The sequence below is a fragment of the Butyrivibrio sp. VCB2006 genome (genome assembly GCF_000420945.1).
GTDB lineage: Bacteria > Bacillota > Clostridia > Lachnospirales > Lachnospiraceae > Butyrivibrio.
On record NZ_ATVX01000040.1, the window covers coordinates 1 to 1,025 of the forward strand.

1 protein-coding gene is annotated in these 1,025 nt (G+C 40.9%); it reads left to right on the forward strand.

Translation table 11 applies throughout. The features are described 5' to 3' along the window. On the forward strand, window positions 1–1,025 hold a 1,025-nt coding region (locus G613_RS19760), incomplete at both ends, for a hypothetical protein (RefSeq protein WP_035774892.1).

Below are 1,025 nucleotides of genomic sequence, written 5' to 3' on the forward strand. Positions count from 1 at the left end.
CAGCTGTAAAAATTAACGGAGAAGCCAAGGCAACACAGAAGGATGTTGGTAAGAAGGACATGGGCCTTAAGGGAACACCTAAGGATGGCGATGACTTTACCTGCAGCTTCATAAACACAGATGAAAACTTTGACGTAACATTTGTAGTTATTGATGGTTATCAGGAAATCACACCTGTATCTGATAAGGTTACTGTAAAGATTTCCGGAAATCAGACAATAAAGACTTATACCGGAGATACATTCACAGCTGACGGCTATACAGTTGATATCGATGATGAGACCTATACTGAGAATGACTTCAGGCTTAAGAGTGATGCACAGGGTGTAAACATCCACCTTTCAAGTGCTGATGTATGTGAACTTAGCATGGGACTTACAAAGGATAGCTTTGAGAACACAAATGCTAACTTTACAAATGTTGAGTTCGTAATTGAGCAGCAGGGTCTTCTTAAGATTACTCCTGCAGCGGTTACCGTAACCATCACAGGAACTAAGGAGGAAGGAATTCCTTACGATGGAGAAGATCATACTGTAAATGGATTTACAGCATCAGCAAACAATACTCTGTATAACGTAACAGAAGGCAGTGCAGACTTCACATTTAACTTTGATGGCGGCGAAGCAGATTCCTGGAATACAGCATCCGCAACCCAGAAGGAAGTTGGCACAGCGTACATGCGCCTTGCAGATTCCATGTTCACAAATAACAACGATAACTTCGAAGTAACATGGGATATCAAGGATGGTTCTGTAGAGGTAGTAAAGAAGATTCTTACTGTAAAGATCAAAGGTAATAAGGACTCCAAGGAGTACACAGGATCTGAGCAGCAGGTAGAAGGCTATACAATTTCTAATGAGAGCGAATTGGGTGATTATCCGACATCTGCAATCTCTTTCACAGGAGAAGCTGTGGCAAAGGGAAAAGAAGTAGATACATATCCAATGAACCTTGACATTAGTAAGTTTACAAATAGCAATACTAACTACCAGGTAACATTTGAACTTGCAGAAGACGGTGAACTT